The following is a 26,313-nucleotide window of genomic DNA, read 5'->3' as shown; positions in this document are numbered from 1 at the left end:
TTTAAAGGTTCAAAAAGTCTCCTCTCGTTCTTTTATTCTGGATTTTGAAAGTGAAATACATCCAGATTTTAAATATCAGTGCTTTCATTTTCGATGATTTTATCTTTATTCATGGCATGTTTACGACCTTTTAAGAAAAGTAATAGGTTCAGAAGCATCATTATTCCTAAGTAAATTGAAAATTTACCAATCTTTTCACTCATATCGACAACCAGACTTTCCATTGTTTTAATTTCATAGAATTCTATAATACAGAGCGCAAAACCAATGTTGAGAAGGTAAAATCCGATTTTAAATAATGAGTTTGTAGCCATCGCAATGTCTTCTTTCTGATGAAAAATATCAATCATAAAAGTTTTTGAGTTTTTGAATAGAAATTGTGAAACAAAAACAGTGAGAGTAATCACAATTGGCAAGTAAATCATGTATGCTGAAAAATTGTACGTCGTTGTGGTTAAAATAGTTGCTGTCATAATAGTTTTATTTGATGGTTAAATTTTTTCTTAAAAAATAGAGTGCAAAAATATTTATATAATGTAAAACACAAAGTATCAATACTATATATCCGATTCGAATGGCTGTTACCGTAAGAAGCTGCTCCATGTTGTTTACTTTTTCCCAATATGTAAGATTAATCGCGATATATCCAAGATTGATCAGGTAATAGCATCCCAAAAGTATCCTGTTGATCGTAAGGCAAAGCGCTTTATCATGAATCAGATATTCCAGATAATCTTTTCCTGCGTTGTAACATCTTCGCCCGACATCGATCGTGATATACGAACTGATGAAAAGAAAAAACAGATATGAAACAATATTGAACATTTTATAATTTTTATATTTTCAATAATTTTTGAAAGTTTATTTGAAATAAAAAAGGATTTTGAAGTCCTTCTTATTTCAATAAATTAGTAATTTTTCCAACCAACCAGTGATCGTCACTCTTAATCGCCAGATCCATAATATTGTTGATTTTTCCTGTAACGGAACTAAAATCTTCCATTAATTTGATAAACTCTTTTGCTTCAGGTGAATCTTTATCTTCAATATTTTTAAGCTCCTCCAAAAAAGAAATAACAGGCTCAATTTCTCTTTTTCTACGTTCTTTAGTGATTTGCTTGAATAAATACCAAACATCTTTTTCTGCTACGAAATATTCTTTTCTATCTCCTTTTACAAACTCTTTTCTTACAATTCCCCAATCGATCAATGCACGAAGATTCATATTGGCATTCCCTCTGGAAATCTCCAGCCCTTCCATCACCTCATCGGTAGAAAGCGGCTTATCACTCGCCAAAAGCAAAGCATGAACCTGCGCCATTGTACGGTTGATTCCCCAATTGGTAGCAAACGTTCCCCATGTCTGAATATACTTTTCTTTGGCTTCTGAAAGTTGCATTTTGTCTATTTTTAAATTTCTATTACAAATATAATTAAATATTTTGAATTTTCAATAATTTTTGAAAATTAAATTTTAAAAAAAATAGAAGCTACTCCGAGGAGCAACTTCTATTGCTAACATTCAACTATTTTTAAGGTTCAATTTTAGATTTAATTCCTTCATTCCAATGCTTAGATTCCGGCATATAATAAAGATAAACATTACTTGCTTTTCCGGTATATTCTCCGGCAAACTCGGTTTTTAAGTCTAAATGAATGACTTTCGTTTCATACGCATCAAAATGTTCCCAATACAACACCAGATAATTATCAAAAATCTCAAAATAGGAAACCTGCTTTTTATCAAGCAAATCTTTCAATAAAGCATTTTGTAGTGTTAATCCTGCCGGAATTCCGATTTTTGCAGTTACCATAGGTAATTGACCGTTGATTTTATTTTTTATGGTTATCGTCAATCTGTCCGTCTCTCCTACTTTTGAGGTTAACGATTTCAGCTTGGTTTCCATAGTCACAGGAATATCTGTACTTTTCGGAGCCTGTAACGTATAAAATTCATAATCCAGTTTATAAGGAAGTCCTTTTGTGCTCGGATAATTAATATCAATACTATTTTCTCCTGATTTAAATGCCGAAGTGATATTAATTCGCGGTGAAACATCCGCATTATTTACTTTGATGATCGGCTTTTCATTTCCATACAGCTTTTCGTTTTTAGCAAAGAAATCTGATAAAGTTTCCAATGCAAGACTCGTCGCCTGCGTAGAGCCGAAACCGTAATATCCGTTATAATTAATCAATTCATCAGCAACTTCAGCAATCTGTAAAGGGCTTTGGTTCTCATTTTTCTGCAACGCCATCATATATAAAGAAAGGGTTTCCGCATTGGCAGACCTTCCACCTGAACCCGTAAAAGTTACTTTTGTATTGATATTTTTATCCTTATCCTGCTTGTTTAAAATTTCCATTAAACTACCATATTCCTGCATTTTATCAAGATTTGCAGAAGCATTTGCCATTAACGCCAACTCATAAGAATCTTTTGTTGCCAAAGCTCTCTTCAGCATCAATTGGTAAGAATTTTCAATCTCATTTTTCACACCAACTTTCGATAAAGCATATAAAACATACATATTTCTCGACCATGAATAATCGGAATATGGCTGATTCATTTCATAATTTCTTCTCACTTCGAAAAGTCCATTCTTGTCTTTTTTAGATAAAATAAATGTTTTTAAATTCTGAATTAAAGACTCGTCAATACTTATTATTTTCTTCAAATCACTAAATTCCAGCAAAGCAAAAGCAGACACGGCAACACTCGATTCTGTAGAACTGAAATATCCGAACCCGTTATCCTTATTTTTATAGCTTAACATTCTCTGAAAGCCTTTTTTTAGATTTTTAAGAACTAAACTTTCCATTTCAGCATCTATTTTTTTGATCGATTTAAGATAATTCAGAATGAAAATATTAGGATAAACCGTGGAAGAAAGCTGCTCAAAACATCCGTAAGGCTCTTTTTTCAGTCGCTCTAGATCCTCAAACATCTGCAATGCTCTGTTTTCAAAAACATAATATGATGCATTCAAGCTGCCATCGATCAATTCAGGAATATGAATTTTTACGCTTTCATTTTTATTATTAATGATCGAATAATGATGCGGAAAACCTTTCTCCTCCACTTTGAAGGGCAAAATCATCGTTTCTCTGAAATCCCCCGAACGAACTGTAAACTGAATATTTGAATTGATGATTTCATTCGTCTGCACTTTAACAAATAATCTTCCGGATTCTAATGGTTTTAAGGTAATCAGGCTGTCCGATTTCATCAAGTTTACCCGATTCGGAACCACCACATTCATCATCATTGTTTTCGTTTCATTCGAATTATTTTTAATCACCACCGGAATCATCATCTCGTCCGTTCGCGTCAAATATTGTGGAATTTTAGCATCAATAGAAATTAAACTTTGAGAGGCATAGGTAGTTTCATTTCTTCCCAGAAGTCCGTTCGCAGAAAGTCCTTCTGTCATTATTCTGAAGGTCGTATTGGCATCAGAATTATAAAACTCTATTTTTGCCTTTCCGTTTTTATCGGTTTCAATCACGGGATTCCAATAAATTGCCTCTCTGTAATCATATCGGTAAGAAGTATTGGTGGTTTTGTACACCGGATAGGAAAACTGTCTCGTATAATTATAGCCATCCAAACTGTCGCTTCGCACGGCTTCCACCGCAAAATAAGACTTCGGGCTAATATCTAACTTCACACCTCTTCCACCGCTTCCAATAGAATTTACCAATACAACGCCATTCGAAGCACGGCTTCCGTAAAGGGCAGTTGCCGCCGCATCTTTCAAAACCGTAATACTCCCAATATCATTAGGATTGATCGTGGTATTGAGGTTTTCCACAGGCATCCCATCCACAATATACAATGGCTGCTTATTCGAAATAGAAGCCACCCCTCTTACTCTTATATTGACATATCCACCAGGCTGACCTGTGCTGTTAACTTCAATGCCAGCTACTTTACCATTTAAAGCAGATAAAACATTTGGATTTTGAAGTTCAGTTGTCTTAAGAGAGGCTAAGGCTCCTGTCATAGACTCTTTTCTCATGATTCCTAATGCAGTAACAACAACTTCTTCAATATGTTGGCTTTTAATTGTATCTGATATTTTACCTAAAGGTTTCTGAAACTGCTTCTTTGGTATCTCTTTTACCAATTCTTTCGGTTTTTCTTTTATTTCAGCTTCTTTAATGATTTCTTCAACATCAACATGACTTATTTTTTTCTTATCTAAAGGATTAATATCCAGTTTATAGGATAAAATTCTCACTTTCACTTCATGTTTAGGCAACAGCGATTTTGCAATAATTTTATACGACTTATCACGTTGAAGATCCGAAAAGTAAAATAATCCGTCTTTCGCTGTATTTTGCTTTACAATTTTACTTTCCTTATAACTTTCTTCCAACAAAAAAACTTCCGATTCTACAGGATTTTTATGTTCGTCTTCCACCATTCCGTAAATCGAATTTTTCTTTTCCGGAAGGTATTTGTATTTATCAGATTGAAGCACTTCGGGGATCAGTTCAAAATATCGGTAGCCGTTGGTAAGCATCACCAAATCTAGACTTTTAGATGCCTTTTCTTCTTTTTTATCAAAATAAAACTGCGGTTTTTCAATCTTTCCTTTGAGTTCAGAATCCATCAGCAACCATGAAATAATATGGTTTTGCTTGTCATCGGCATACGTCCAAAGTTTATCATCAACCACGCTCAATCCAAGATTTGCCGGAACAGCTTTTTGATTTTCATCTAAGGTTTCAATATCCAAAACAACTTTTTCTCTCGGAAGATAATTTTGTTTTGAAGGTTTAATTTTGATGCTCAGCTGCTTATTCTCATTCGCAAAAATAACACGCTCCGCCAACGGAATATCCTTTTCAAAAACGGTAAATCTGCAGATTCCGACAGGAAGCTGATGTTCAGGAATTTCAAATGAATTCAATCCTTTTTTTAAGATGATTGATTGACTGTAAATCTCTTTTTCTCTAAAGTTTCCTTTTACCAAAACCGTCTTCTCATCCGTAGAAAATAGTTTAAAATAAAACGTCTTTTTTTCTTTAGTAACATTTAAAACAACTCCTTCATTTTTTGCAACTGAAAAAGGGTAAATGCTTTTTATATTTTCCGGCTTAGCAACTTTTGCATAATACGTCTCATCTTTTTTAGCGGTAAACAGAAAAGAGCCCATTCCAAAATTATAGGCAGAAATTTCTTTTATTTTTTGATGATTTTGGTTAAAAATTTCCAATGTTGCATCCACAGGTTTTTCAAATTCATCCAAGATTTTAAAAGCAATATTTTGTTCAATTCCGTTGATCAAACTTCCTCCTTCAGGCATCAATTTCACATCCAGATTATTCAGAACAATCGGAATATTTCGCGAAATAGATTCTGTAAATCCATCAAAATTGACTTTGATATTTAATAAAGCATCAGACGATTTCAGGATCTTTGGCAGACTAAATTTCAACTGATATTTTCCTTCTTTATCGGTTATTAACTTTCCTTCGGAAACCTTTTCTCCATCATGCATTACGGTGTAATCTGCTTCGTAAAAAGGGATAGGCAAATTACTCAGACTTTTCATTGAAAAATCTGCCAACACTTCCTCTCCTGCACCATAGCCTTTCTTCGGAAAATCCAGTTTCATTAAAATTCTTGGTGAGACAATCTTCTGTAGGGTAATCTCCTTTTCGAAAGCATTTTTTCCCTGTTCATTCAGCATCCAGTTGGTATAGGCACGAACTTTATAGATTCCGCCTTTCATTTCGTGATCAAAATAGACGTATCCTTCAGCATGACCGTTTTTAATTTCACATTTAAACTTTCGGGAAACCGTTCCGCTAGGTTCAATCAATTCAAAATTAACCACTTTACTATCCTGAGTCGGAAGATTATTCTCACCTTTTACAGTGTAAATTTTAAAGTACATTTCTTCTCCCGGTTTAAAAAACACATGATTGGTCTGCACATATACTTTCTCTTTTTTAAAATCCTGAAACGGTTTTTGAGCATTAAAAAAAACACTTAGAAAAAGAAAGTTAAGCGAAAAAATATAGGTTAGAAGTTTGAAATTCATAGCTTTAAAATTTAAATGAAACCATACATCCGAACGATTTAAAAGAAGGTAAATTGAAAAAGTCCAATCCTTTTCCATTATCTGTATCGTAAAAACTCTGATTAGGATCTGTTCCTTTATTTGCCTGCCAAAGCAGAATATTATTCACATAAAAAGTCAGGGTAAGAGTTCGGAAAGAATTATTTATAGGAAAATTAGCAGATAACGAAATATTATTGATTCGAACATAATCCGCTTTTTGTACATACTCTTCTGCAACTCCCAAATAACCATATCTCGACCATCGGTTTTCCGTAACATCCTGATTTTGGTTATAAAAATCAACCGGAATTTGATTTATTTTTCCGTTTGAATGAACACCCTGAAAAATATAATTTTTGATATTCCTTTCCTCACCAGACTGGTAAGAATGTCCGTAATAATCGAGAACTGCCTGCGTTCCGTTCCAGAGTTGTCCGCCTTTTTTCCATTCCCAGTTGATGTCTAAAGAAAACCGTTTGTAATTAAACGTATGATTAAATTTCATCACCAAATCAGGCGTCGGATCGGCAATTATTTTCATTCCATCGGCTTTTTCAGGAAAACCAAATTCATCAATAATCAATTGATTATCTGTATTTCGTTTAAAATAACTTCCCATCACCGCTCCCAAAACCTGACCTTTTGAAAGGGTTTTATAAATATCCTTAAAACCTGAAACTGCCCAACCGTCATATCCCGCAGCCACCCGATCAACAATATCTTTATACTTAAAAAACGAAATTTTATTGGCGACATAAAAATCCTGACCTAAGCGAAGACGTTCATAATTAAAATTGAATTCATAACCACTATAGGTATGATCTGCCATATTTTTCAGCTTTAACTGATTATTTTCGAAGAAAGGAAATACATCATTTTTGATTTTTCGATTAAAATATTCCCCTTCAAGACTTATTCCATACCCCAGATCCAGTTTTCCGTCCATTTTCCATTCATTGACATCTGTATTTGAAAGATTCTTAAAACTTTCTATCTCATAAACCGGAAAATATTGGTAAGAATTTTCTGCATTGAGCAATGTCGTTGCATAAGAAGCATACGACCTTGTTATTTCAGGTTCAGCGCTTAATTTTGTGTAAGCTCCCACCAATTTGAAATTGACTCTCCTTATATTGAAAATATCATTAAACTTGAGAAAAGCATTCGCCTTTGGAAGCCAGTATGCATTTTTATCTGACGTGTTTGAAATATAGAATGAATTACCAAGATTAACGCCCATTTCAAAATCATTATCATAAATTTCCATATTATAATTAAAACCATAATCCTGAGAAGTTCTTTGATAATTATATTTTTTGCTGATTAAGCTGCTATAAACATCCGATTTCCTGTCATTTAAAATAAAATTTGCACTGAAAATATTTCTAAATCCATAATTTCCCAACGTATAATTTCCTGAAACATTAGAATGATACAAACTATTATTCTGCGTTCTTTCATTTATAATTCCATTGAGAAATCCATACGTGGAAGGTTTATACTGATCGAAATTCCAGAAATAGTCATTTTCGTAGGACTGACTTATATTTAATTTAAAATCGCCCCATTTTTTTGCTATATCCAAACTGAATTGCTTTCTGTTATCTCGATAATTGTATTTATTTTCTTGTTCAAAAAGGAAAAAAGGATTATCTGCTGACTGGCTGTAGCTTCTTTGCAAACCATTTGAAAGAAAAGTTTGCTGAGAATTTGAAAAAGATATGGGAGTAAGCAAAGCATTTTGATAAATTCTATTGAAAAGCCCTATTCTATTCGCATTGGTAACTTTATTTTCTTCATAATTAAATACCGCATTTACCGTGTAACCTTTAAAAGTAGCGTTCAGCTTAGATTTCAACATATTCGAAATATTGAACTGATCGGTAAAATACATTTGATCTTTCTGCTGACCTAATTCTAATGATAACCTCACCCTTTCCTGATACCCTTCTTTAATAAAAGCATTGACCTTTAACTGATTATTGTATCCAACCGTCGTTTTAAAAATATCATTATTGTAAGCTTTTGCGGGTGAAATGCCTTTATCAGAACTCATCAATCTTCCGTTTTGGTCGTATTCATAAGGCTGACCATCAAATGCTAAAGACGAAATATCCGGACCGAAGCTGAAAAGTTCATTTGTCTCGGGACCTCTCCATGTCAAATTTCCATTTTCAGATCTTCCCTGAACGTATCTGCTCTGTGTTTTAGGAATAGAGTTTCTGCTTTTGATCTCGAAAGAAGTCGTAAAACTTCCGTTGAAAATTAAATATCGCTCCTGAATGGATTTCAGCTTGTACAAGCTGTCATTTTTCCGTTTTAATTTCCGAACTGATGAAAAATATTTATCTGAATTTTTACTTAAACCCAAATTAGAGTTTTCAATGCTGAATCGATCTGGTGAGCTTTCTGAAATTAGACTGTCGTACGTTTTGCTGTAAATATGAGCAACACTTTCTTTCTCATCCTGGCCTTCCAGAATAGATTTTAATTCTTTTAAACGGTAAGACATCACCACTTCTGTGTTCTTTCCGTTATTCCAAACTAACGTATCGTAAGGTTTTGCAGCAAGAATGGCAAATCCCTTCTCATCGGTCATTTCATAAATACCACTATTTTTATTAAATACCTTTAAAAAGTTTTGTGGTTTTCCTTTATGATTAAAAAAAATTCCTGAATAGTAGAGATTAGAATCCTGGGCAAAAGCTGCCACAGCTGTTGTCAGAAGACACAGAATATATATTTTTTTCATGGTTAATGATTTACTATGAAACAGAAATTATTTTAATTAATTTTCGACTTTGAAGGGAATTGATGCCTATCTTATTTCTTTTTAACTCCGGCTTTTATCAATATCTCATTTATTTTTTTTCTTTCAGCTCTCGAAATATCTTTTGTTTCCACGACAATGGCTCCGCCGGAAGCTTTATTTCCGAAAAATTCGGTAGCCTTTTCATCTTTTAAAACCGTAATGGCTACAATTCGGTTAGGATCTAATGTTCTGAATTCATCTAAATTTGTCGGCTTACCATCAATAATATATAAAGGATTTTCTTTGGCTGAGGCAGCCCCGCGAATGATCACATCCACTTTTCCTGAACCGGGGTTTCCGGAAGGGCTCATGCTTAAGCCAGCGACTCTTCCCTGTAACATATTTGCCATAGACTGATCGCCCACTTTTTCTGCCAATATAGTATTAGATGCCACCTTCTTTTTATTTCGCAAATAAGTAGAGTTATAACCTAATACCAATGGCTCTTTCAGCTCATTTTTAATCTCAAACTGGCTGTTTGAGTATGCTAAAGCTTCCGCAGTATCGGTCTCAAGCTTCATTTTAGATCTAACCATATCACTTGAAGAAACTAAAGAGGTAGAAGCGTTAGAAGCAATCTTATCTTTTTTCAATCCCATCACCACCACTTCTTCAATATTTTTTCTCTTTGCACTGTCCATCACTTTTGGTAAAGCTGGCGCTGACATTTCTTTGTAAATCTGGCTTCCCAAAGGGTTTTCGATTTCATTGGAAGAAATAATAACCGGTTTTTCAAAAGATTTCTCTTGATGATAAGCTAAAATTTCCTGTTTTTTCGATAGCGTCGGAGTTTCTATCTGATTTTGGATGTTTGACTTTACCGTGCTGTCAATTTTTTCAATGTGTGTATTTTTAGGCCCTGTTGCATTTTCTGCAACTGTATATGATGTATTTTCAGTTGGAATCTCACTTTTGTTTACGAAATAGAATGTTCCGAAGCCAATCATTAAACTTGCTGCAATTCCGTAAGGAATCCAAAAAGGAATTTTCTTCTTTTTTTCTTCTTTTTTATCTAATTTTTCTTCAATTTGGTTCCAAACTTTATCAAACCCAGGAAAAGTCGCAGGTTCTTCTAAAGCTTTGGAAGCTTCGTTGAAAGTTTTGTCTATATTATTATTTTCCATTGTGTTTACAGTTTAAATGTTTTGATTACCTAAAAGTTCCTGAAGTCTTTTTCTCGCAAAATTGAGTTGAGATTTTGAAGTTCCTTCACTTATGGAAAGCATCGTAGCAATTTCTTTATGCGGATACCCTTCAATTGCAAAAAGATTAAAAATAGCCCGACAACCTTCGGGAAGGAAGTTTAAAAGACTCAAAATATCTTTTTCAAATGAAAGATTTTCAGTTTCTGAATCATGAGATTGCGCATAGTTTTCGTCTAAAGAAATATGCAACGCTTTTTGGGAGCGAAGTTTTTGCAGACATTCATTTACCGCAATTTTCTTTGCCCATGCTTCAAAAATATCAGGATTGTGAAGCTGATTCATTTTCGTGAAAATTTTATAGAAGGTATCTGCCAATGCTTCTTCGATATCTTCATCGTTTTTCAGATAACGCTTACAAACTGTATACAGCTTGCCCGCCATCTTTTCGTATACTTTCCGCTGTGCATTGCGGTCGTTACGCTGACATTCTATCAGTAATTCTTTTTCCATAGTCAGGCTTTATACTTATAGAGATGCATGAAATTTCAGAAAGGTTGGAAACATGGTAAACTTTTTTTAAAAATAGTTGAAAATGATGAGTAGCACAAATAAAAGAAAGAGGTTGGAAGTGGGAAGTAGGAGGCTGGAAGTAAAGTTAGCAACTTCTACCCTAGCCCCGATTGCAGCGTTTGTTTGAGCTCATTTTCAGTGATTTCGGCGCGGCAGCTTCGCTGCCGCGCCGAAATCACTGAAAATAGCGAGTGCGGAAAGCGGGAAAAAGCTTCAAATAAAAAAAACTTTCTAACATACACAAATTTAACTTTTCATAAAAAAACTCAATATTAAATTTAACTTTTACCTTTGTAACTAATCTTTAATATGAACGACTATTCATATAAATAATCTTTTTATAGTAATGAAAAATAGAAAAATTGCGTCGTTACTTTTTGTTTTGTCTGCAGGAAGTATGATGTTTGCACAGGATGACTTAATCAATAAGTTAAAAAACAACCAATCTCAAAATGCTAACTTTCAATTTACTACGGTAAAAGATGTGGGTGCTACTTCAGTGAAAAATCAGGGTTCTTCGGGAACTTGCTGGAGCTATTCAGGGAATTCTTTCCTTGAATCCGAAATGCAGAGAATGGGGAAAAAGCCTGTGGATCTGGCAGAAATCTTTACTGCAAGAAATTCTTATCACGACAAAGCAAAATTATATGTTTTAAATAATGGAGCTATCAGCTGGGGAGACGGAGGAGAATTGCACGATGTTGTAAATATGTACAAAAAATATGGTGCCGTTCCTCAGGATGTTTATACAGGACTGAAAGCTGGACAAACTTTGAATAATTTCAAAGAAATGCAAGGGAAATTAAAGCCTGTTTTGGATAGTTTAGTTCAGGCATCGTCTAAAGGAAAACTTTCGGATAACTGGATGTCTTCTGTTGATGCGATCTTAGATGAATATTTAGGAAAAGTTCCTGCAAACTTTACGTATGAAGGAAAAAACTACACTCCGAAAACATTTGCAAAGGAAGTTGTGGGTATTAATCCTGAAGATTATGTAGAAATTTCTTCTTATAAAGATTATCCTTATTATCAAAAATTTGTAGTTCCGATTCCTGATAACTGGAGCCATGATTCTGACTGGAATGTTCCGATGAAAGATTTAACTGCAATTGTAGACAACGCTGTAAACAAAGGATATTCCGTAGGTTGGGCAACGGATGTTTCTGAGCCTTATTTCTCTTATAAAAACGGAGTGGCGTATGTTCCGGATATGGATTTAGATCAAATCACTGCGGAAAATAAAGCGACTTTATTCACGGAGCCTAAAAAAGACAAAACGATTACTGAAGATATGCGTCAAAAAGCCTTGAATAATCTTTCTACAACGGATGATCACGGAATGCATATCGTAGGAATAGCAAAAGACCAAACCGGAAAAGAATATTATATGGTTAAAAATTCTTGGGGTGTAACCAATGATTTTGAAGGATATCTGTATGTAACAAGACCTTATGTTGAATACAAATCAACGGCTATTCTTGTTCACAAAAATGCAATTCCAAAGAATATTCTTAAACAATTGAAGCCAACTAAAAATATTGGTTTGTAAGATCACTTTTTGCCTTTTATTGGCAATTTAGATAATTAATCTGTTAAAAACCGTTTTCATTTTTGAGGACGGTTTTGTTTTTTATTTATGTTTTCCATAAACTCTATTTCTGTAATTCATAATAGGTTTTTCAATACAAACATAAGAAATTGTAGCTGTGATAAAAGAAAGGAGGAAGAAAAGTATAAATTTTACTGTTCCGGGAATAAAACTGAAAGAATTTAACTCCAACAATTTAAAGACCAACCAATGTTGTAAATACAGAGAATATGATATTTTGCTTATAAACGTGAAAATATTTAAAAATAATCTGTTTGAACATTTAATTTCTTTAAAAACAGGAAAAACAAAAGCCAATCCCAACCCTAAAACGGAATAATAAAAAGTATTAAAATAATAAAGATTAGAATAATGATTTCTGATAATAATATACTGATTGATCATTATTAAAACGATTCCAAGCCCCAACAGAATACATCTGCTTAAAAGAACTTTCTTTTCATAAAAATAAAAAGGCACCGACATTAAAATACCCACAGCTATCGCATCTAGTCGTAAAAAAGCCACTTTTCTTACTCCTTCATAAAAGTTGAAATTATAATGACTGAAAGCAATCATCCGCATTAGAAGAAATCCGAGCAGAAATATAAAAACTCCCACAGCAAATATTCTTTTGGTAGATAAATTCTGTTTTATTTTTTTAATCAAGAACAGAGTAAAAGGGAATAAAATATAAAACCATTCTTCAATACTTAAACTCCATGAAACACCAAAGAAAGTAGGTTGTTCATGAAAAAAATTCTGAATGAAAAGAAAATATTTCCATAAGGCAACATCTGCATTTTTAACGGAATCAAAATATTTATTACCAAACCAATAAACAAAAAGCATTATAAAATAAAGAGGTAACGTACGCAACCATCTTCTGATAATAAAATTCTTTACGTTTTGTCTTATATTATTAGTCTCAAATACTTCTATTAATAACTTTCCAATCAATACACCGCTTAAGACAAAAAATAATTCAACCCCAAATAAACCACTGAAAAAACTAATAAAAAACGAATATTCACCCTCATAAATATACCCCAAAACATGCCCTGTCATCACCAACAAAATGGCAAGGGAACGAATAATATCAAAACCAAAAATTCTCTTTTCCAAAGCAGTTTAATAGAAATTACAGAAACGATATCTATCAATTCTAACATCGATATAAATCATAAATATTCAGTTATTTACACCATTATAAATGTATTAAAACTGAATTTCATTAAATTCTTTAAACCACATTATAAAACCTTGCTACAATAAAAATTTTACGAAAATTTTACCGAATTTGATTAAATATTAAATCTCCTCTTTTTTAATTCTTAAACAAGCCCTATTTCTAAATAAAAAAACCAGCTTTCAGAAATCCTGAAAGCTGGTTTCGTTTAAAAATTTAAATAGGTAATCAAGATATATATAAATTGTGAACAGCTGATATCACTTTGCCAATGAATAGTTGTTAATAATGAAGGTTAGAATTAACCGCAAAGCAATTCACCATTCACAATTAAATTTTAGTATAAAGTTGCTAAACTTTCAGCAGAAAAATCAAGAAGTTCTTCCGTGTTTCCTTCTTTAATTTTCATCACCCAGTTCGGATCCTGTAAAAGTGCACGTCCAACGGCAACAAGGTCAAAATCTCCTCTTTCTAATCTTTTGGTAAGTTCGGTTAAATCTGCTTTTTCGGTTCCCTGACCGGCAAATGCACCCATAAAATCCCCTTCCAGACCTACCGAACCCACAGTAATTGTTGGCTGACCGGTAATTTTCTTAGCCCAACCCGCAAAATTCAGATCAGAACCTTCAAACTCAGCTTCCCAAAAACGTCTTTGAGAACAATGGAAAATATCCACCCCAGCCTCTTTTAATGGTAATAACCATTCTTCCATTTCTTCAGGAGTGTGAGCCAATTTTGATTTATAATCCTGTTGTTTCCACTGGGAAAGACGGATGATAATCGTAAAATCTTCTCCAACAGCAGCTCTGATCGCTTTTACAACATCGACCGCAAATTTGCTTCTTTCCTTCAACGTTTTTCCACCATACTCATCTGTTCTGGTATTCGTCACTTCCCAGAAAAACTGATCGATCAGATATCCGTGCGCTCCGTGAATTTCCAACACATCAAAACCAAGATCTTTAGCCGATTTGGCAGAAGCTGCAAACTGAGCAATTGTATCCTGAATATCTTCCAACGTCATGGTAGAAGTCTTTTCCATATCTTCCAGCGGATAATCTTCAGAACTTCTAGTGTCTCCAACATGCCAGATTTGAGGTCCCATTTTTCCTCCATTTTCATGCACGGCATCAATTACGTTTTTCCAGCCATTTAAAGCTTCTGTTCCATAAAAATCAGGGATATTCTGAAGGTTTTTGGAAGCAGGTCTGTTAATTACTGTTCCTTCAGAAAGAATTAATCCCACTTCAGCTGCAGCTCTTCTTGCGTAATATTCCGTAATTTGCTGAGTAGGAACTCCGTTATCAGACTGCGCTCTCGTCATCGGAGCCATTACGATTCTATTTTTAAGTTCTAAATTTTTATATGTAAAAGGTTTGAATAATGATTCTGTACTCATTGGTAAAAGTATATTTTATAATTGTTACACAAAGTAACTAATAATAGTTCATTTTTGTATCTTACAAATTAAAAAAAGTGGTAACTTTGGAGTAACTTACATTAGTAACGTAAAAGTAACGCTTGAAATTTTTACTATGAAAAAGAATGAGTTAATGGCTTACAGTTGCCCTTTAGGGAAAGCGATGTCGGCTTTAGGAAGCAAATGGAAACCTATTATTGTATTGGTTATCAAAGATCGAAAATTACGTTTTGGTGAACTTGCCGTGAGAATTAATGTGATTTCCAGAAAGGTATTGACAGACCAATTGCGCGAAATGGAAACCGATGGATTGGTGATTCGTGAAGAATTTAAAGAGCTTCCTCCACGAGTTGAATATTCTTTGACTGAGAAAGGATTGGCTTTGCTGCCTATTTTATATCAGTTGGAGGAATGGGAAACGAAATATCATGTTTACGATCCTGAAAAAGCGAAAGATTGTAAGATGCTTTTGGAGAGTAAAAAGTTGACTAGAACTGTGGAATCCTAACAATTACAAGATGCGGTTGATACTTTTTCCACTTTTGATATTTTCCATTCATTGTAAAGAAGTTAAGAACGTTGACTTCTCAGGGGAATGGAATTATGAAAGTTTTGATGATAAAAATCCGCTTACGAATAAAACATTTTCTTTACAACTCAATCAAAAGAAAGATTCGGTGAACGGATATTATTGTTCTGTATCACGAAATGGAAACAGAGTAGATTGCTTTGATGAAAAAGATCTTAATCTAAAAGGAAAAGTGAATCATGATACTTTATTTCTTGATTTTAAAAGCAGTTTTAATAATGAAACCGACAAAGCAAAACTCTATTTTAAAGGTAAAAAGCTGTATTGGACTATTACAAAATCTAAAGGCATAAACTATTTACCTTCGGATATTTTACTTGAAAAAAATTAATCTAAATCTCAATTAATTCACTCATAATCAATAAACTTTCAAAAGTTATTAATTTTTGATTTATAATTTATTAAGTTTTATCTCCACACTTTCAGGATAATTTCCATTAATATAATTTACAAAACCGTTTTGAATTATAGCTTTTGAACCAGCTTTTGGGATTATATCTTTATATTTAAAATAAAGAGTATCATTTTTTAACTCATAATTTCCAGAATAAATTTCTTCATCCCGCATCATTCCTCTAGAAATAAATTCAAAACTTTTATCATCATACATTTTTAAATACATCCATCCTAAAGGAGCTTCTCTATCGGCTGAAAGAATCTCTTTCTTTTCATTTTTACAATTGATAATTACCATTAGAAGGAATATATAGGTAAATTTTATTTCAAAGGTTTTTAGTCTCATATCGTGAAAATTTCGGTTTAACATTATTTTACTTCTTAATAATCAGCATATTCGCAAAAGGTGTTAATTTTTGATTCTTTATAATCTTTAAATCTGAGCTAGCAATGGCTTTCTTCCAATTCTTTTCACTCAAAAAATGAAATGCTCCAATATTAAAGAAAACGAAGTTGGTAAAATCTCTGAATTGCTCTGAAACAATGATTATACCGTCATCTTTCAAAATTCTCTTTGCTTCTTTGAAAAATAAAACTCTTTGCTCATGATCCAAAATTTCATGCAAAGAAGTTACTGCCAAAATTATATCTTGAGATTTATCCTCGAAAGGTAATCGATTGGGCGAAATCTTTATTTCTTTAGGATGTGGAGGAAATATTTTTTTTGACGTTTCAATTCCTTTTTCCTGTTCATGACGGTTTCCAAAGATATCACAAACCGTCAAGTTTAAATTTGGATATTTTTCCTCTAACCTTTTAGACAAGGGATCAAAACTTGCGTGAACAAGAATAGCATTTTCAATTTTTTCCCAATCTATTATTCCATTTAAATTTTTCAGTTCATACAAATCAGACTTGTCGTATAAAGTATAAGATGCTACGAGTGAAGCGATGATATTTAAAACAATTAGAGCACTTAGAATTCTAAATAATAACTGAATCCAATCTATATTAATCCAAAAAGAAGCGATCAATAATACAGTTGAAACAACTATTCCTAAAAGGATTTTCTGATAATTGAAAAGAATGACAAGTTTAGTAATTTTCACGATTATGTTTTAAAAGTGAATGTACAAATTTTCAACAAAAAAACCGCCTCCAAAAGAAAGCGGTTTCAAAATTTATCTAAAATCTCAATTAAAATATCGCAGGATATTTCTGAGGATTTGTTTCATTGAATAAAGCGTAAATTCTTTCCACCATATCATCAGAAGATGGCTTAGAGAAGTAATCTCCGTCACTTGCATACGCCGGTCTGTGGTCGTTTGCAGCAATCGTTAATGGGTCAGAATCTAAGAATCTGAAGGCTTTTTGTTTCTCTAAAATCTGTTGAAGGATAAACGCTGAAGTTCCGCCTTCCACATCTTCGTCGATTACAACTAATCTGTTCGTTTTCTTCACAGATTCAGCAATTTCGTGCGTTAAATCGAAAGGAATTAATGACTGAACATCAATAACTTCCGCAGAAATTCCCAATTTTTCCAATTCATTAGCAGCTTCCATAACGATTCTCCAGGTCGACCCATAAGTTACCAAAGTAACATCTTTTCCTTCTTTTGTCACATCGATTTTTCCAACAGGAACCGTGAATTCACCTAAGTTATCAGGCTGCTTTTCCTTTAATCTGTAACCATTTAAACATTCAACAATTACAGCCGGTTCGTCTGCTTGAAGCATTGTATTATAGAATCCTGCAGCAATCGTCAAGTTTCTTGGAACCAAAACTAAAATACCTTTTGAAAGGTTCAGAATTCCCGCCATCGGAGAACCTGAATGCCAGATTCCTTCCAATCTGTGACCTCTTGTTCTGATGATTACCGGAGCTTTCTGTCCCCCTTTGGTTCTGTAATGAACCGTCGCCAAATCGTCGCTCATTCCTTGTAGACAATACAAAATATAGTCTAAATACTGGATCTCGGCAATTGGTCTTAAACCTCTCATCGCCATCCCAATACCTTGTCCAAGAATCGTCGCTTCGCGAATTCCCGTATCTGCAACACGAACTTCTCCGTATTTTTCCTGCATTCCTTCAAGCCCTTGATTTACGTCACCGATATTTCCGGCATCTTCACCAAACACTAAAGTTTCAGGATATTTTTCGAAAATTTTATCGAAATTGTTTCTTACCACTACTCTTCCGTCAACCTCTTCTGAATTTTCAGAGAAAACGGGCTTTACTTCTTTTACATTTTCAGCTTTCCATTGAGACTGAGAATATAAGTGAGAAGAATAATTGTCTTTTTCAACTTCAAAAATCTCGTTGTATTTCTGCATCAATTGGTTTCTTTCCGCAGAATTTGTTCCTCTTGTCGCTAATATTGCTTTTCTTGTTAAATGGAAAACATCTTTCTTAGCTTTTGAAACTAATTTATTGAAATGATTAATATAATTCTCAATTTCAGCATTTTGTCCTTTCAAATTTTCAACTAAAGGCAACACCGAATTGATTAAATCTGTAATCGTTTTTTGATAATGATCCCAAGCATTTTTCTGTCCAGCTTTTACTGTTTTCTTCGCTTCATCATCTATAGAATCCAACTCTTCAACAGTAGCAATTACCTCTTCTTTTCCTTCAATTTCGATTGAATAATTTAAAATCCATTCTCTGAATTTTACCAATCCGTCAAATTGAGCTTCCCAAGCCAAACGCTCTTCGTTTTTATATCTTTCGTGAGAGCCCGAAGTCGAGTGACCTTGAGGCTGTGTAACTTCAATTACATGAACCACAACCGGCACACTTTCAACTCTTGCAAACTGCTCTGCTTTTGCGTAAGCATCCAATAAAGCCGCATAATCCCAAGCTTTCACCTGAATAATTTCACAACCTTGGTTTTCACCTTCTTTTCTTTGGAAACCGCTCAACATTTCAGCGATATCTGCTTTTGCTCTCTGATTTTTTGTAGGAACCGAAATTCCGTAACCATCGTCCCAAATAGAAACAACCATAGGAACCTGAAGCGCACAAGCTGCATTCAGAGTTTCCCAGAAATGACCTTCTGCCGTAGAAGCATCTCCAATGGTTCCAAAAGCGATCTCGTTACCGTTGTTTGAGAACTTTTCAGAACCTTCAAAGTGTACTGATTTATACACTTTAGAAGCCTGAGCTAATCCTAATAATCTTGGCATTTGCCCTGCTGTAGGAGAAATATCAGAAGAAATATTTTTTTGAGACATCAAATCTTTCCAGCTTCCGTCCTCGTTCAAACTTCTTGTGGCAAAGTGCCCATTCATCTGTCTTCCAGCTGATGCTGGCTCTCTTTCAACGCTTGTATCTGCATACAACTGCGCAAAGAAACTTTCTACCGACAATGCATCTACAGCCAATGAAAAAGTCTGATCTCTGTAATATCCTGAACGGAAGTCTCCATTTTTGAAAACCTTCGCCATAGCCAACTGAGGAAGCTCTTTACCATCCCCAAAAATACCAAACTTAGCTTTTCCTGTTAAAACTTCTCTTCTGCCCAAATAAGACATTTCACGAGAAATTCTTCCTAATTTATAATCTCCAAGTATTTGATTTTTAAAATCTTGAAAGGAAATTTGCTGTGTTTCAATATAGGTTGTTTGCATAGCCAAATATTAAATATTTTTTATTTTGAAGTATTTTGCTAATATACACTTTTTAAATTAATTTTAATTTTTAATAATCTTTTTTAAAAATTTGATAATAAAAAAAATTGTGTTTATCTTAGAATAAATTTGTAAAAGATGGAAAAAAAGTCGACTCACATCCTTAATGCATCGAGCAATCTTTTAGGATTTTCGCTGGTGATTATCACTTCATTAAAGATTACCAAGATCAGTCACAGCACGTATTTAGACGAATTCGCGGGAGTCGCGTGTCTCTTTTTTGCCTTCAGTTGTTTCTTCTCTTTTTTAGCCATAAGAGCTACCAACCAAAAGCGTGGAAACAAGTTTGAAACTATTGCGGATTATTTATTTTTAATCGCTTTATTTTGTATTGTTCTAGCTGTTATTATCGTAACAATGAAGGTTATATAATTTAAAATTTACGCTCAATTACGTAATCCAGCATAAGATGTAACGATTTTCTCGCTTCAGATTCAGGAAATTCATTCAGAATATCTTTTGCTTTTTGCTGAAAATCTTTCATTACTGTAATTGCATACTCTAAACCACCTGAATTTTTAACGAAATTAATCAACTCTTTCACACGTTTTTGGTCATTATTATAACGCTTAATCGTATTGAAATAGTATTTTTTATCTTTCTCGTTGGCAATTTTTAACGTATGAATTAAAGGCAAAGTCATTTTTTGCTCTTTAATATCAATTCCTACAGGTTTCCCGATAACGTTTGAACTTAAGTAATCAAAAAGGTCGTCTTTGATCTGGAAAGCCATTCCTGTATAAGTTCCGAAGTCCATCATTTTTTTAGCCAATGTTTCATCCGCATTATTAGACAAAACTCCGATTTCGCAACAAGCGGCAATTAAAGTAGCTGTTTTCTGGCGGATAATTTCGTAGTAAACATCTTCTGTAATGTCTAATTTTCTCGCTTTTTCTAATTGAAGAAGCTCACCTTCAGACATTTCGCGAATAGTTCTTGAAATAACGCCCAACAAATCGTAATCTTTGTGATCCGTTGATAATAAAACCGATTTCGACAAAAGATAATCTCCTACCAAAACCGCAATTTTATTCTTCCACAACGCATTGATTGAAAAGAAATTACGACGCTTGAAACTTTCGTCTACCACATCATCATGCACCAAAGTAGCGGTATGAATCAACTCGATCATGGAAGCTCCACGATAGGTTTTTTCGTTTACATTTCCGATAAGTTTTGCGCATAGAAATACGAACATCGGGCGCATTTGTTTTCCTTTTGTAGTAACGATAAAACGAGTTACTTTATCTAATAAAGGGACTTTGCTCTGCATTGATTCATAAAACTTTTGTTCGAAAAGTTTCATTTCCTCATTGATGGGTTGCTTGATTTCTTCTACAATGTTCGCCACAATCTTCGAATGATGGATAAATTACTAATTCTTACAAAGATAATTTTTTTCAGCCAATTTTAAGATAAATTAATCTTTGAGTTTATCTTTAGGAATAAAATAAAAACTCGGTTTTGCAGTTCCCAACGGCGAATGGAATTTTTCACCCGAAATATACACTCCGGATTCATCCACAGCAATGCCTTCAATTTGCCCGACGGAAAGCGCGCTTCCTAAATAATAATGCTTTGGATTTTCTTTAAAAAAGATTCCCGGTTCTGTTTCTTTGAAGATATTTAAAAACACTTCTGTTTTCTTTGTATAGCCTACCAAATAAAGCTTTTTATCAAAATAATAAGCATCGGTAACTACATAATTTGTTTTGAAACTTTCTACTTTTTGCGCTTGCTGATTTTTTGAAATTTCAGGATCTATCGTATAATGTGTGGTTGCTTTTGAAGCCCATTCTTTAGTAAAAACATGAATTTTTCCGTTTAAATAAATCATGGCTTCCGCATCGAAATCTGTATTTATATTTCTCGATGTAAAATCTGTTTGCTCGGGATAATTAAAAGAAATCGATCTCACAGAATCATTCATTAAACTTCCGTTTTGGAAAGGAACTTTGTAAATTTCTAAATCTTTTCTGGTTCCGGCATTGTTTCCAAAATCACCGATATAGAAGTTACTTCCGTCATTGTTAAGCGCTTCCCAATCTTTATTTTTAGCATTTACTCTTAACGCGTTTATAATTTCACCTGTATTTTTATTGATCTCAAAAATTTCGGGAGAATTTCCGCTATCGTTGAACGTATATAGTTTTCCATCAAAAAAATTAAGCCCCGAAGTCTCCTGAATTTTTTCATCCAAATGATTCACTCTGTACTTTTTGATCTTAAACAAATCTGCCTGTTGAGCAAATGAAAATTGAGAAATAGTAATCGCTAAAACAACAATAATCTTTTTCATATCATAAAATTACGGGTTAAAAATAAAAAAACGGACCGAAGTCCGCCTAGTGATTATATAGATTTTATTGAAAAATTAACGTTTGGTTTACGCTGTCTTTTGCTGAGCGTCGGCTTTTTTTCTGGCTTTTTTAGCAAGATATTCCTTTTGAAATTGCCTTACCGTTTTACCGGTTCCATCATGTCTCCATCCCGGAGAATTGAAAATATAATTGATTCTATCTGAAAATTTTAAACCGGGTTGCTTAATATCTTTCCAAATTTTTCGCCATTCATAGAAAAGAATGGTATCTGGTCTATTGTCCGGCATTTTAGGGTAGATTCCGTATTTTACAGGAACGTTTGGATCTTCCTTTTCAAAAGTTCCGAAAATTTTATCCCAGATAATCAGGCACATTCCCATATTTCTATCCAGATATTTGATATTACAAGCGTGATGAACACGGTGATGAGAAGGTGTTACCAAGATATATTCTAAAATACCCATGCTTTTTACGGTTTGTGTATGCACCCAAGTTCCGTAAACCTGACCGATGGCGTAAACCACCATAATATGCCAAGGATTGAACCCTAAAAATGCCAACGGAGAAAAGTACAAATATCTGTAAAGCGGTTGTAAAACCGGACTTCTGAAACCTGTTGTAAGATTGAAAAATTCTGAGTTGTGATGGGTGATATGAACTGCCCAAAACGCCCTCGAATGATGATCGACATAATGCAGAACATAGTACGCAAAATCTGTGATCACAAAACAGATCAGCCAATACCAAATCGTAAAATCCCAAGAGAATAACCTGTGACTGTAAAAGAAAAACATCACACCCATCGCAAAAGCCTTCATAATAAGGTCTAATCCGAAGTTCATCAATGCAAGATAGACGCTCGTAGCAACGTCTTTACCGTTATATAATTTAGCCTCTGAAACGTGGCTGTAAATCATTTCTGCTAGGATAACCGTAGCATGCAAAGGTATGGACCAGGCATATACATTTTCCAGCCCATCTTCACCTAAAAAATAATCCATCATCACCTTTTAGTTTTAATACGCAAAGGTATGATATTAAGAAATTTTTAAGAAAATAAAATTGAGTTTTTAAGGAAATTTTAATCCGCTGTTTTGTTGGCCAGCTGTCCGCAAGCCGCATCAATATCACCGCCACGGCTCTTTCTTACGACGCAAACAATTCCGGCATTTTCAAGTTGACGAATATAATTTTCTTCAGCTTGTTTATTACACTGGTCATATTTTCCGTCACCAATAGGATTATACTGAATTAAATTCACTTTAGAAGGAACCTGTTTACAGTATTTAATTAACGCTTTAATATCTTCATCGCCATCGTTAATTCCTTTCCAGACACAATATTCAAAAGTAATTACAGAACCGGTTTTTTGATACCAATACTGAAGAGCTTCCATAATATCCGTTAAAGGAAATTTATCCGAAAACGGCATGATCTCATTACGTTTAACCTCAATGGCAGAGTGAAGTGACAAGGCTAATTTCACACGTAGTTCGTCATCTGCAAGCATTTTGATCATCTTTGGAATTCCCGATGTAGAAACGGTAATTCTTCTCGGAGACATTCCCAAACCTTCCGGCTGAGTAATTTTTCGGATTGCTTCCACCACATTTTTGTAATTCATCATAGGCTCACCCATTCCCATAAAAACGATATTGGAAAGCGGTCTGTTGAAATACATTTTACTCTGGCTGTCAATTAAAGCAACCTGATCTACGATTTCCGCTACTTCAAGATTCCTCATTCTTTTGAGTCTCGCCGTTGCACAGAATTCGCAGTTTAATGAACATCCAACCTGCGAAGAAACACAAGCTGTAGTTCTCGTTTCTGTAGGAATTAAGACAGATTCCACCAATAATCCGTCGTGAAGTTTCACTCCATTTTTAATGGTTCCATCTGAGCTTTTCTGAAGCAAATCTACAGAAACAGGGTTAATGGTATACTCTTCTGCAATTCTTTCGCGAAGAGGTTTCGAAAGATTCGTCATTTCATCAATCGAATGGAGGTTTTTACTCCACAGCCAATCATAAACCTGTTTCGCACGAAACGGTTTTTCTCCCAAAGACACAAAATAGTCTTTAAGCTGATCTAGTGATAAAGTACGGATATCTTTCATAATATTTTAAAGAGCCAAGTTAAAAGTAAAAATTAAAAAGGGTTAAAGTTTGGTATTATTAACGATTGCAGCCAGAATATTCTTCAATTCGGAACTTTCATTTAATAAATGTTTAAATTCCTCTGAATTATAACCATCTAAATTTTCTAAAATCCGAAGCCAAAAATTACTTTCTCGAGCTTCTCTTAAAGCAATTTTCACTTTATTTCTAAAATCAGCTTTAGAAGATCCGGCTTGTGATTCTTCATAATTAGCCCCAATTGAGGTAGCAGATTTACCAAGTTGAAATCTCACTAATTTACTTTCAGGATCATTTGGAAGCGTTCTTAAAAACTTAAGACAGTCTACTCCAAACGTAAAAGTCCTTGTAAGTAAATCATTTTGTTTCATCTTGATAAGTGTTACTTTTAACTTGTTTTGCCTTTTTACTTTTAACTTGGCTCTTTTTACTTATTTTGTTACAAAATTAACATTGCATCTCCGTAAGAGTAGAATTTATACTTCTCTTTTACGGCTTCTTCGTAAGCATGCATTACGAAATCTCTTCCTGCAAACGCTGCAATCATCATAATTAATGTAGATTTTGGCGTGTGGAAGTTTGTGATCATTGTGTTGGCAACTCCGAAATCGTGAGGCGGATAAATGAATTTATTCGTCCATCCTTGGAATGCAGAAATTTTTCTGTTTGAAGAAACTGAAGTTTCAATCGCTCTCATGGTAGTAGTACCCACAGCGCAAACTCTTCTGTTTTCCTGAACCGCTTTGTTGATGATCTCAGCATTTTTCTCGTCGATAATGATCTCTTCAGATTCCATTTTGTGCTTAGAAAGATCTTCTACCTCAATTGGGTTGAAAGTTCCTAAACCAACGTGAAGCGTTACTTCAGCAAAATCGATTCCTTTGATCTCCAATCTCTTCATTAAATGCTTAGAGAAGTGTAAACCAGCAGTTGGTGCCGCTACAGCTCCTTCTACTTTAGCATAGATCGTTTGGTATCTCTCAGCATCTTCCGGCTCTACATCTCTTTTGATATATTTAGGAAGCGGAGTTTCTCCCAATTCTTTTAATTTTGATCTGAATTCTTCATAAGAACCATCAAATAAGAATCTCAAAGTTCTACCTCTTGATGTTGTATTATCGATAACTTCAGCTACCAAAGATTCATCTTCAGTAAAGAATAATTTGTTACCAATTCTGATTTTTCTTGCAGGATCTACCAAAACGTCCCAAACACGAGTTTCTTTATCAAGCTCTCTCAACAAGAAAACTTCAATTTTAGCTCCTGTTTTTTCTTTGTTTCCATACAAACGAGCAGGGAAAACCTTAGTATTATTAAAGATAAATAGATCTTTCTCGTCGAAATAATCAACCACATCTTTGAATAATTTGTGCTCAATTGTTTGAGTTTTACGGTCAAGAACCATTAATCTTGCTTCGTCTCTGTGCTCAGAAGGATGTTCTGCTAGTAATTCTGCAGGAAGGTCGAAATTAAAATCGGATGTCTTCATTTTTTAAATTACGGTTTAAAAATTATCAAATTACAAGGTGTAATTTTCGAGGTGCAAATATACGACATTCAATACCCCTTTGTCAAGTATTATTTAACATAAATAAAAAACCGTGATATTACGGTACTTTTCAACGGTAAAAAAAGCTATTTTTGAGACAGAAAATATTACACTTATGAGCAAATATTCAATCGAATCATTCGTAAACGAAACAAAAGAAAATCCACAAAAAAGAGATTATTTTGAACTGGAAAAGCCTGCTTTGCTGGAAATTAATCTCAACAACCAATATGTTTGGACGAAAACCGGAAGTATGGTAAGCTACATCGGAGACATCAAATTCGAAAGACAGGGAATGCTTGCCGGCGGATTGGGAAATTTGTTGAAAAAAGCCATCAGCGGTGAAGGAGCAAAGCTGATGAAAGCGGAGGGAACCGGGAAATTGTATGTTGCCGACGAAGGTAAAAAAGTAAGAATTCTTTATTTAAATAACGAATCTGTTTGTGTAAACGGAAACGATGTTTTAGCGCACGAGCAAAGCATAAAAAGTGATATCACCATGTTAAAAAGTATTGCCGGAGTAATGTCTGGCGGACTTTTTCAGGTTAAACTTTCCGGAACAGGACACATTGCGATCACCACTCACGGTGAACCATTGACCTTGATGGTAACTCCTGACAGCCCAGTTTTTACAGATCCCAATGCCACCGTTGCTTGGTCTGGAAATTTAAGTCCTGAACTGAAAACCAATGTTTCTCTTAAAAGTTTAATAGGAAGAGGAAGTGGTGAAGAATTCCAAATGAAGTTTTCAGGGAATGGTTGGGTGCTTATTCAGCCGTATGAAGAGGTTTATCGCCTAGAAAAGTAATTTATTTTTTATCATATAAAGACT

23 protein-coding genes are annotated in these 26,313 nt (G+C 34.0%); 5 read left to right on the top strand and 18 right to left on the bottom strand.

The genetic code is table 11. The features are described 5' to 3' along the window. Positions 1–68 precede the first annotated feature (68 nt). The 7 genes from OXQ85_RS03555 to OXQ85_RS03525 form a co-directional block, all read right to left on the bottom strand. Positions 69–473, bottom strand: a complete 405-nt coding sequence (locus tag OXQ85_RS03555; protein WP_267402433.1) for a hypothetical protein — start codon at positions 471–473, stop codon at positions 69–71. 7 nt (positions 474–480) lie between these two features. After that, entirely contained in the window at positions 481–825 is a 345-nt protein-coding gene (locus OXQ85_RS03550) for a hypothetical protein (protein ID WP_267402432.1), read from the bottom strand. Between the two features lie 70 nt (positions 826–895). Then, positions 896–1,399, bottom strand: a complete 504-nt coding sequence (locus tag OXQ85_RS03545; RefSeq protein WP_267402431.1) for a transcriptional regulator — start codon at positions 1,397–1,399, stop codon at positions 896–898. Positions 1,400–1,532: 133 nt separating this feature from the next. After that, the gene (locus OXQ85_RS03540) at positions 1,533–6,056 is read right to left on the bottom strand and encodes a TonB-dependent receptor plug domain-containing protein (RefSeq protein WP_267402430.1); all 4,524 of its coding nucleotides are present in this window, start codon (positions 6,054–6,056) and stop codon (positions 1,533–1,535) included. 4 nt (positions 6,057–6,060) lie between these two features. Continuing rightward, the gene (locus tag OXQ85_RS03535) at positions 6,061–8,829 is read right to left on the bottom strand and encodes a hypothetical protein (RefSeq protein WP_267402429.1); all 2,769 of its coding nucleotides are present in this window, start codon (positions 8,827–8,829) and stop codon (positions 6,061–6,063) included. Between the two features lie 71 nt (positions 8,830–8,900). Next, entirely contained in the window at positions 8,901–10,013 is a 1,113-nt protein-coding gene (locus OXQ85_RS03530; RefSeq protein ID WP_267402428.1) for a TonB-dependent receptor plug domain-containing protein, read from the bottom strand. A gap of 12 nt (positions 10,014–10,025) precedes the next feature. Continuing rightward, positions 10,026–10,544, bottom strand: coding sequence for a sigma-70 family RNA polymerase sigma factor (locus OXQ85_RS03525; protein ID WP_267402427.1), 519 nt, complete (start codon positions 10,542–10,544; stop codon positions 10,026–10,028). Between the two features lie 406 nt (positions 10,545–10,950). Between OXQ85_RS03525 and OXQ85_RS03520 the strand changes: the two genes are divergently transcribed. Beyond that, entirely contained in the window at positions 10,951–12,153 is a 1,203-nt protein-coding gene (locus OXQ85_RS03520) for a C1 family peptidase (protein ID WP_267402426.1), read from the top strand. A gap of 81 nt (positions 12,154–12,234) precedes the next feature. On the opposite strand, the gene OXQ85_RS03515 is transcribed toward OXQ85_RS03520, so the two are convergent. Continuing rightward, on the bottom strand, positions 12,235–13,317 hold the full coding sequence (locus tag OXQ85_RS03515) for an acyltransferase (RefSeq protein ID WP_267402425.1): 1,083 nt from the start codon (positions 13,315–13,317) through the stop codon (positions 12,235–12,237). Positions 13,318–13,718: 401 nt separating this feature from the next. Further along, on the bottom strand, positions 13,719–14,780 hold the full coding sequence (locus OXQ85_RS03510) for an NADH:flavin oxidoreductase (RefSeq protein ID WP_267402424.1): 1,062 nt from the start codon (positions 14,778–14,780) through the stop codon (positions 13,719–13,721). A gap of 136 nt (positions 14,781–14,916) precedes the next feature. Here OXQ85_RS03510 and OXQ85_RS03505 point away from each other — a divergent pair, with 136 nt between their 5' ends. Together OXQ85_RS03505 and OXQ85_RS03500 are read left to right on the top strand one after the other, a co-directional pair. Next, the gene (locus OXQ85_RS03505) at positions 14,917–15,309 is read left to right on the top strand and encodes a helix-turn-helix domain-containing protein (RefSeq protein WP_267402423.1); all 393 of its coding nucleotides are present in this window, start codon (positions 14,917–14,919) and stop codon (positions 15,307–15,309) included. A gap of 10 nt (positions 15,310–15,319) precedes the next feature. Then, a complete protein-coding gene (locus OXQ85_RS03500) occupies positions 15,320–15,721 on the top strand; it encodes a hypothetical protein (RefSeq protein ID WP_267402422.1) in 402 nt (133 codons plus the stop codon). A gap of 60 nt (positions 15,722–15,781) precedes the next feature. Here OXQ85_RS03500 and OXQ85_RS03495 read toward each other — a convergent pair whose 3' ends face one another. The 3 genes from OXQ85_RS03495 to OXQ85_RS03485 form a co-directional block, all read right to left on the bottom strand. Further along, entirely contained in the window at positions 15,782–16,084 is a 303-nt protein-coding gene (locus OXQ85_RS03495) for a hypothetical protein (RefSeq protein ID WP_267402421.1), read from the bottom strand. A 76-nt stretch (positions 16,085–16,160) separates the two neighbouring features. After that, complete coding sequence (locus OXQ85_RS20665) at positions 16,161–16,895, bottom strand: methyltransferase domain-containing protein (protein WP_267402420.1); 735 nt, start codon at positions 16,893–16,895, stop codon at positions 16,161–16,163. Between the two features lie 88 nt (positions 16,896–16,983). Then, the gene (locus OXQ85_RS03485; protein ID WP_267402419.1) at positions 16,984–19,416 is read right to left on the bottom strand and encodes a thiamine pyrophosphate-dependent enzyme; all 2,433 of its coding nucleotides are present in this window, start codon (positions 19,414–19,416) and stop codon (positions 16,984–16,986) included. Positions 19,417–19,554: 138 nt separating this feature from the next. Here OXQ85_RS03485 and OXQ85_RS03480 point away from each other — a divergent pair, with 138 nt between their 5' ends. Continuing rightward, positions 19,555–19,848 (top strand): hypothetical protein, encoded by a 294-nt coding sequence (locus OXQ85_RS03480; protein WP_267402418.1) that lies wholly within the window; start codon positions 19,555–19,557, stop codon positions 19,846–19,848. Position 19,849: 1 nt separating this feature from the next. Here OXQ85_RS03480 and OXQ85_RS03475 read toward each other — a convergent pair whose 3' ends face one another. The 6 genes from OXQ85_RS03475 to queA all read right to left on the bottom strand — a co-directional run bounded on the left by OXQ85_RS03475 (position 19,850) and on the right by queA (position 25,421). Further along, complete coding sequence (locus tag OXQ85_RS03475; protein ID WP_267402417.1) at positions 19,850–20,827, bottom strand: polyprenyl synthetase family protein; 978 nt, start codon at positions 20,825–20,827, stop codon at positions 19,850–19,852. Between the two features lie 69 nt (positions 20,828–20,896). Continuing rightward, the gene (locus tag OXQ85_RS03470; RefSeq protein ID WP_267402416.1) at positions 20,897–21,775 is read right to left on the bottom strand and encodes a hypothetical protein; all 879 of its coding nucleotides are present in this window, start codon (positions 21,773–21,775) and stop codon (positions 20,897–20,899) included. An 87-nt stretch (positions 21,776–21,862) separates the two neighbouring features. Beyond that, positions 21,863–22,801: a sterol desaturase family protein gene (locus tag OXQ85_RS03465; RefSeq protein WP_267402415.1), complete on the bottom strand. Its 939-nt coding sequence runs from the start codon at positions 22,799–22,801 to the stop codon at positions 21,863–21,865. Between the two features lie 77 nt (positions 22,802–22,878). Then, on the bottom strand, positions 22,879–23,913 hold the full coding sequence (gene rlmN, locus OXQ85_RS03460; protein ID WP_267402414.1) for a 23S rRNA (adenine(2503)-C(2))-methyltransferase RlmN: 1,035 nt from the start codon (positions 23,911–23,913) through the stop codon (positions 22,879–22,881). Between the two features lie 42 nt (positions 23,914–23,955). Continuing rightward, the gene (locus OXQ85_RS03455) at positions 23,956–24,303 is read right to left on the bottom strand and encodes a four helix bundle protein (protein WP_267402413.1); all 348 of its coding nucleotides are present in this window, start codon (positions 24,301–24,303) and stop codon (positions 23,956–23,958) included. A 68-nt stretch (positions 24,304–24,371) separates the two neighbouring features. Next, positions 24,372–25,421: a tRNA preQ1(34) S-adenosylmethionine ribosyltransferase-isomerase QueA gene (queA, locus tag OXQ85_RS03450; protein ID WP_267402412.1), complete on the bottom strand. Its 1,050-nt coding sequence runs from the start codon at positions 25,419–25,421 to the stop codon at positions 24,372–24,374. A 175-nt stretch (positions 25,422–25,596) separates the two neighbouring features. Between queA and OXQ85_RS03445 the strand changes: the two genes are divergently transcribed. Continuing rightward, positions 25,597–26,289: an AIM24 family protein gene (locus tag OXQ85_RS03445; RefSeq protein ID WP_267402411.1), complete on the top strand. Its 693-nt coding sequence runs from the start codon at positions 25,597–25,599 to the stop codon at positions 26,287–26,289. The last annotated feature ends 24 nt before the right edge of the window (positions 26,290–26,313 follow it).

Origin of the sequence: Chryseobacterium sp. GM_Chr_2, from assembly GCF_026540445.1 — a bacterium.
In the GTDB taxonomy this organism is placed as follows: Bacteria; Bacteroidota; Bacteroidia; order Flavobacteriales; family Weeksellaceae; genus Chryseobacterium.
This window is presented reverse-complemented; position numbering and strand designations above follow the sequence as displayed.

Excerpts from the sequence above, each read along its gene's own strand:
- OXQ85_RS03535 (WP_267402429.1), bottom strand. The coding sequence starts at position 8,829 with ATGAAAAAAATATATATTCTGTGTCTTCTGACAACAGCTGTGGCAGCT.
- OXQ85_RS03540 (WP_267402430.1), bottom strand. The coding sequence starts at position 6,056 with ATGAATTTCAAACTTCTAACCTATATTTTTTCGCTTAACTTTCTTTTT.
- OXQ85_RS03545 (WP_267402431.1), bottom strand. The coding sequence starts at position 1,399 with ATGCAACTTTCAGAAGCCAAAGAAAAGTATATTCAGACATGGGGAACG.
- OXQ85_RS03455 (WP_267402413.1), bottom strand. The coding sequence starts at position 24,303 with ATGAAACAAAATGATTTACTTACAAGGACTTTTACGTTTGGAGTAGAC.
- OXQ85_RS03470 (WP_267402416.1), bottom strand. The coding sequence starts at position 21,775 with ATGAAAAAGATTATTGTTGTTTTAGCGATTACTATTTCTCAATTTTCA.
- OXQ85_RS03465 (WP_267402415.1), bottom strand. The coding sequence starts at position 22,801 with ATGATGGATTATTTTTTAGGTGAAGATGGGCTGGAAAATGTATATGCC.
- OXQ85_RS03525 (WP_267402427.1), bottom strand. The coding sequence starts at position 10,544 with ATGGAAAAAGAATTACTGATAGAATGTCAGCGTAACGACCGCAATGCA.
- OXQ85_RS03510 (WP_267402424.1), bottom strand. The coding sequence starts at position 14,780 with ATGAGTACAGAATCATTATTCAAACCTTTTACATATAAAAATTTAGAA.
- OXQ85_RS03555 (WP_267402433.1), bottom strand. The coding sequence starts at position 473 with ATGACAGCAACTATTTTAACCACAACGACGTACAATTTTTCAGCATAC.
- OXQ85_RS03495 (WP_267402421.1), bottom strand. The coding sequence starts at position 16,084 with ATGGTAATTATCAATTGTAAAAATGAAAAGAAAGAGATTCTTTCAGCC.
- OXQ85_RS03480 (WP_267402418.1), top strand. The coding sequence starts at position 19,555 with ATGGAAAAAAAGTCGACTCACATCCTTAATGCATCGAGCAATCTTTTA.
- rlmN (WP_267402414.1), bottom strand. The coding sequence starts at position 23,913 with ATGAAAGATATCCGTACTTTATCACTAGATCAGCTTAAAGACTATTTT.
- OXQ85_RS03445 (WP_267402411.1), top strand. The coding sequence starts at position 25,597 with ATGAGCAAATATTCAATCGAATCATTCGTAAACGAAACAAAAGAAAAT.
- OXQ85_RS03485 (WP_267402419.1), bottom strand. The coding sequence starts at position 19,416 with ATGCAAACAACCTATATTGAAACACAGCAAATTTCCTTTCAAGATTTT.
- queA (WP_267402412.1), bottom strand. The coding sequence starts at position 25,421 with ATGAAGACATCCGATTTTAATTTCGACCTTCCTGCAGAATTACTAGCA.
- OXQ85_RS03520 (WP_267402426.1), top strand. The coding sequence starts at position 10,951 with ATGAAAAATAGAAAAATTGCGTCGTTACTTTTTGTTTTGTCTGCAGGA.
- OXQ85_RS03500 (WP_267402422.1), top strand. The coding sequence starts at position 15,320 with ATGCGGTTGATACTTTTTCCACTTTTGATATTTTCCATTCATTGTAAA.
- OXQ85_RS03530 (WP_267402428.1), bottom strand. The coding sequence starts at position 10,013 with ATGGAAAATAATAATATAGACAAAACTTTCAACGAAGCTTCCAAAGCT.
- OXQ85_RS03550 (WP_267402432.1), bottom strand. The coding sequence starts at position 825 with ATGTTCAATATTGTTTCATATCTGTTTTTTCTTTTCATCAGTTCGTAT.
- OXQ85_RS03505 (WP_267402423.1), top strand. The coding sequence starts at position 14,917 with ATGAAAAAGAATGAGTTAATGGCTTACAGTTGCCCTTTAGGGAAAGCG.